General features: G+C 72.0%; 7 protein-coding genes. 6 read left to right on the forward strand and 1 reads right to left on the reverse strand.

Features of this window, described 5'->3' with window-relative positions; translation table 11 throughout:
* Nucleotides 1-627: PucR family transcriptional regulator ligand-binding domain-containing protein (locus tag ACYVE7_RS29505; protein ID WP_460369246.1), on the reverse strand; the 627-nt coding region annotated here is incomplete at its 3' end.
* Between the two features lie 107 nt (nt 628-734).
* On the opposite strand from ACYVE7_RS29505, the gene uraD reads away from it, so the two are divergent.
* The 6 genes from uraD to ACYVE7_RS29535 form a co-directional block, all read left to right on the forward strand.
* The gene (uraD, locus tag ACYVE7_RS29510; RefSeq protein WP_460369248.1) at nt 735-1220 is read left to right on the forward strand and encodes a 2-oxo-4-hydroxy-4-carboxy-5-ureidoimidazoline decarboxylase; all 486 of its coding nucleotides are present in this window, start codon (nt 735-737) and stop codon (nt 1218-1220) included.
* A complete protein-coding gene (gene uraH / locus ACYVE7_RS29515; protein WP_460369250.1) occupies nt 1217-1543 on the forward strand; it encodes a hydroxyisourate hydrolase in 327 nt (108 codons plus the stop codon). Before uraD ends, uraH begins: the two co-directional genes overlap by 4 nt.
* Nucleotides 1543-2373, forward strand: a complete 831-nt coding sequence (gene pucL, locus ACYVE7_RS29520) for a factor-independent urate hydroxylase (protein WP_460369252.1) — start codon at nt 1543-1545, stop codon at nt 2371-2373. The genes uraH and pucL overlap by 1 nt, the downstream gene beginning before the upstream one ends.
* Nucleotides 2373-3215 carry an FAD binding domain-containing protein gene (locus ACYVE7_RS29525; protein WP_460369254.1) on the forward strand — a complete coding sequence of 281 codons (843 nt, stop codon included), beginning with the start codon at nt 2373-2375 and terminating at the stop codon, nt 3213-3215. Before pucL ends, ACYVE7_RS29525 begins: the two co-directional genes overlap by 1 nt.
* A complete protein-coding gene (locus ACYVE7_RS29530) occupies nt 3206-3673 on the forward strand; it encodes a (2Fe-2S)-binding protein (RefSeq protein WP_460369256.1) in 468 nt (155 codons plus the stop codon). The genes ACYVE7_RS29525 and ACYVE7_RS29530 overlap by 10 nt, the downstream gene beginning before the upstream one ends.
* A partial coding sequence (locus tag ACYVE7_RS29535; RefSeq protein ID WP_460369258.1) for an amidohydrolase family protein occupies nt 3670-4607 on the forward strand: 938 nt, incomplete at its 3' end. The genes ACYVE7_RS29530 and ACYVE7_RS29535, both read left to right, overlap by 4 nt.

The following is a 4607-nucleotide window of genomic DNA, read 5'->3' on the forward strand; positions in this document are numbered from 1 at the left end:
GGCGACGAACCGGCCGCCGCCCGGCAGCCGGTCGACGTGGTACTCCACCCCGTTGACCCGGCACCGCGCCGGGAGGGCGGCGGCGGCGAGGAACGCGGTGGCCAGCCGGGTGGAGTCGGCGAGGGGACGTCCGGCGACGAGCCGTCCGGTGGCCGTCACGACCCAGGAGCCCTCCGGCCACACCGACGCCAGCGGGGCGCCGCCGGCCAGCGCCGACATCAGGCCGCGCTGCCGGCTGCGGGCCCCGACCTCGCGTTCCGACCAGAGCACCGTGGTGATCCGGTCGGTGATCTCGCGGAAGGAGACGTCGGCGGGGACGGCGAACAGCGGGATCCGGTGGCGGCGGCACGCGTCGATCAGGTCGGCGGGGACGGGCCCAGAGCCGCCCTCCCCCGCGCCCAGCGCGGCGATGCCCGCTCTGGCCAGGCTCGCCACGAAACGTTCGGAGTCCTCGGGGCTCCGCCGCCACATCAGACCGGTCAGCACCATCTCCCCGCCGGTCAGATAGCGGCCGGGGTCGAGGAGGTCGGTGGTGAACGTCGCGATCAGCGGCCGGTCCAGTTCGGACTCCCCGATGAGGACGGGAAGCCTGACTCCCGGCTGTTCCAGGACGTCCCGAAGCCGCATTATGACCCTCCCTTTGTAACTGTCTCCAAGGAACGTAGCCGCCGTTTGTTTCAGTTTTGGGACTTCGCACGCTGTTTCGGTAACGCTCCGTTCGCTTGACTGAAGGCATGACGCTGGAGGAGTTCAACGCGCTCACGGCCGCGGAGGCGGAGCAGTCGCTGCTGGCCTGCTGCGCCGCCCCGCAGTGGGCGGCGGCCGTCGCGGCGGGCCGTCCGTACGGCGACTACTCCGCGTTGACCAACCGCTCGGACCAGGCCCTTTCCGGTCTCGGCTGGCCGCAGATCAACAAGGCGCTGGACGCCCATCCGCGGATCGGGGAGCGCGCCGCCGGGACGTCGCGGGAGGCCGCCTGGTCCCGTCAGGAGCAGTCGGGCGCCGCCGACGCCGACCGCGCCGCGTTCGTCGAGGCCAACCGCGCCTATGAGGACCGGTTCGGGCATGTCTTCCTGATCTGCGCCACCGGCAGGTCGGCCGCGGAGATGCTCGAGGCCGCGCGCGCCCGGCTCGGCAACGCCGCCGAGACCGAACGCGGGGTCGTCCGTGGCGAACTGACGGCGATCACCCGCCTCCGACTGGGAAAGCTGATCACATGAGCCTGTCCACGCACGTGCTCGACACCTGCCGGGGCGAACCGGCCGCCGACCTGCCCGTCACGCTCCAGAAGCTGACCGGGGACGGTTGGCGGACCGTCGCGTCCGGGAAGACCAACACCGACGGGCGGCTGTCGGGGTGGGTGCCCAACGACGCGTGGGGTCCCGGCCGGTACGGGCTGCGGTTCGACGTCGCCGCCTACCAGGGGTACGGGTCGTTCTTCCCCGAGGTCACGGTCGTGTTCGAGGTGACCGACGCGCACCGGCATCTGCACGTCCCGCTGCTGCTGAACAAGTTCGGCTACACCACCTACCGAGGATCGTGATGACGTTCAGCCTGGGCTCCAACAACTACGGCAAGGCCGAATGCCGCCTGGTCAGGGTCGTCCGCGACGGCGCACGGCACGAGATGATCGACCTCAATGTGAGCACGTCCCTGGAGGGCGAACTCACCGCGACCCATCTCACCGGCGACAACACCGACGTCCTGACGACCGACGCGCAGAAGAACACCGTCTACGCCTTCGCCCGTGAGCACGGGGTCGCCTCGATGGAGGAGTTCGGGCTGCTGCTGGCCCGGCACTTCGTCGGCAGCAGGGACGCGGTCAGCCGGGCGGTGATCCGGCTGGAGCGGTACGGGTGGACGCGGCTCGGCGACCACTCCTTCGCCCGCGAAGGCGATCTGGTGCGGACCGCGACGGTCTCCCACGACGGCACCGACGCCGAGATCGTCGGCGGGCTCCGGGGCCTGACCCTGATGAACACCACCGACTCGGAGTTCCACGGCTTCCCCCGCGACCGGTACACCACGCTCCCCGAGACCCGCGACCGGATCCTCGCGACGGTCGTCAACGCCGAATGGCGGTTCGGCACGGCCCCCGCCGGCTGGGACGCCGCGTTCACCGCCGTCCGCGCCGCGCTGACCGCCGCGTTCGTCGAAACCTACAGCTACTCCCTCCAGCAGACCCTGTACGCGATGGGCGGCCGGGTCGTCGAGAAGGTCCCCGAGATCGCCGAGATCCGGCTGTCGCTCCCCAACAAGCACCACTTCCTGACCGACCTCACCCCCTTCGGCCTCGACAACCCCGACGAGGTCTACTTCGCGGCCGACCGGCCGTACGGACTGATCGAAGGAACGGTGAAAAGGGACCAGTGATGGACTTCCTGCGGGCCGCCACCTGGGACGAGGCCCTGGCGCTCAAAGCCGAACACCCCGAAGCGGTGCCGATCAGCGGCGGCACCGACGTCATGGTCGAGATGAACTTCCGCAAGCACCGGCCAGCGGCGCTCCTGGACCTGACGAGGGTCGCGGAGCTCAGCACCTGGTCGGCCGAGGACGAGGAGATCACGCTCGGCGCGGGGGTGACCTACGCGCGGATCATCGACGAGCTCGGCGGCAGGCTGCCCGCCCTCGCCCAGGCGGCCAGGACGGTCGGCTCGCCGCAGATCCGCAACCGGGGCACGCTCGGCGGCAACCTCGGCTCGGCGAGCCCGGCGGGCGACGGGCATCCGCCGCTGCTGGCGACGGGCGCGATCGTCGAACTGGCGTCGGTCCGCGGCGCCCGCGAGGTCCCGATCGGCGACTACTTCACCGGGCCGAAGCGGAGCGTCCGGGCCGCCGACGAGCTGATCAGGGCCGTCCGGATCCCGCAGGCGCGCGGCCCCCAGCAGTTCAGCAAGATCGGCACCAGGAACGCGATGGTCATCGCCGTCGCGTCGTTCGCGCTCGCCCTCGACCCCAGCGCACGGACGGTCGGGACGGGCATCGGCTCGGCGGGCCCCACCCCGCTGCGCGCCCCCGACGCCGAGGCGTACGCCGCGGGGCTCGACTGGGACGCCCCGCTGAGCGGCGAGTCCGCCCGTGAGTTCGGGGCGCTGGTCGGCGCGGCCGCCCGCCCCATCGACGACGTCCGCGGCACGGCCGCCTACCGCCGCCACACCCTCGCCGTCCTGGCGACCCGTACCCTGACCTGGGCCTGGAGCGACCTATGCGCGTGAACTGCACCGTCAACGGCGTGCCGAGGACCGCCGACGACGTCTGGGAGGGCGAATCGCTGCTGTTCGTCCTGCGGGAGCGGCTCGGCCTGCCCGGCAGCAAGAACGCCTGTGAGCAGGGCGAATGCGGCTCCTGCACGGTCTACCTCGACGGGACGGCCGTCACCTCGTGCCTGGTCGCGGCCGGTCAGGCCGAAGGCCGTGAGGTCGTGACGGTCGAGGGCCTGGCCACCGGCGAGGGGCTCGACCCCGTCCAGGACGCGTTCGTGCGGGCGGGCGCCGTCCAGTGCGGGTTCTGCACGCCCGGACTGATCGTCTCGGTGCACGATCTGCTGGCCCGCAACCCCGAGCCGTCCGACCCGCAGATCCGGGAGGCCCTGGCCGGGAACCTGTGCCGCTGCACCGGCTACGAGAAGATCATGGACGCGGTCCGGCTGGCCGCGGCGGAGGGCAGGCGATGACGACCGTACTGATCGAGAACGCCTTCATCGCGACGGTCGACGCCGACGGCACCGAGTACGCGTCAGGACATGTCCTGATCGACGGAGACCGGATCACGGCCGTCGGCCCCGGCTCCCCCGACGGCACGGCCGACCGGGTGATCGACGGTTCCGGCTGCCTCGTCACGCCAGGACTGGTCAACACCCACCACCATCTCTACCAGTGGGCCACCCGCGGGCTCGCCCAGCAGGAGAACCTGTTCGGCTGGCTGACCGAGCTCTACCCGACGTGGGGCCGGATCGACACCGGGATCGTCCACGCGACGACCGGCGCGGGCCTCGCGGCGCTGGCGCTGTCGGGCTGCACGCTCAGCACCGACCACCACTACGTGTACCCGCACGACGGCGGCGACCTGTTCGCCGCGCAGGTCGAGGCCGCCAAGGAGATCGGACTGCGGTTCCATCCGTGCCGCGGCTCGATGGACCTCGGCCGCTCCCAGGGCGGGCTGCCGCCCGACCATGTCGTCGAGTCGACCGAGGCGGCGCTCTGCGCGACGGCCGACGCCATCGACCGGTACCACGACCGCTCCCCCGGCGCGCTCCTCCAGGTGGCCGTCGCACCCTGCTCGCCGTTCTCGGTGACCAAGGAGCTGATGAGCGAGGCCGCCGCGCTCGCCCGCGACCGTGACGTCCGGATGCACACGCATCTCGCCGAGACGATCGACGAGGAGGACTTCTGCCGGAAGCGGTTCGGCTGCACGCCCGTCGAGTACGCCGATTCGCTCGGCTGGCTCGGCGACGACGTGTGGCTCGCCCACGGCGTCCACCTCGACGCGACGGCGATCGCCCGGCTCGCGGCGACCGGCACCGGGGTCGCGCACTGCCCCAGCTCCAACGCGCGGCTCGGCTCGGGGATCGCGCCCGTCCGGGATCTGCTCGACGCGGACGCTCCGGT

It is taken from the genome of Actinocorallia lasiicapitis, assembly GCF_054778695.1.

Bases quoted from the DNA above. Each gene is read 5' to 3' on its own strand.
- uraD (WP_460369248.1), top strand. From the start codon at position 735: ATGACGCTGGAGGAGTTCAACGCGCTCACGGCCGCGGAGGCGGAGCAG.
- uraH (WP_460369250.1), top strand. From the start codon at position 1,217: ATGAGCCTGTCCACGCACGTGCTCGACACCTGCCGGGGCGAACCGGCC.
- pucL (WP_460369252.1), top strand. From the start codon at position 1,543: ATGACGTTCAGCCTGGGCTCCAACAACTACGGCAAGGCCGAATGCCGC.
- ACYVE7_RS29525 (WP_460369254.1), top strand. From the start codon at position 2,373: ATGGACTTCCTGCGGGCCGCCACCTGGGACGAGGCCCTGGCGCTCAAA.
- ACYVE7_RS29530 (WP_460369256.1), top strand. From the start codon at position 3,206: ATGCGCGTGAACTGCACCGTCAACGGCGTGCCGAGGACCGCCGACGAC.